Here is a 263-nt window from a genome sequence, read left to right on the forward strand (position 1 = left end):
ATGCAATGAGAATTTGGGGTAAAAGGCAAACTTTACACTTAATTTTTGAAAAAATGATTCAATATTCTAAAAACTGCTAGTCATCTCAACGTTTTTGGATAAATAATTTTTACAGTGTTTTGCTAATAATACCTTCTTTAATTATTGATAAGATGGTAACAGGATATTGTGTCAAATGCAGAACTAAAAGAGAAATGAAGGATCCAAAGTCTGTAACCCTAAAAAATGGTAGACCTGCATCAAAAGGTACTTGTCCTACCTGT

The 263-nt window shown here is 30.8% G+C and carries 1 protein-coding gene; it reads left to right on the plus strand.

The features are described 5' to 3' along the window. Positions 1-152: 152 nt before the first annotated feature. The coding region (locus SAY88_RS25875; RefSeq protein ID WP_348533385.1) for a DUF5679 domain-containing protein at positions 153-263 on the plus strand (111 nt) is incomplete at its 3' end.

This window comes from Halalkalibacter flavus (assembly GCF_036663575.1).
GTDB classification, from domain to species: Bacteria; Bacillota; Bacilli; order Bacillales; family Bacillaceae_D; genus Halalkalibacter; species Halalkalibacter flavus.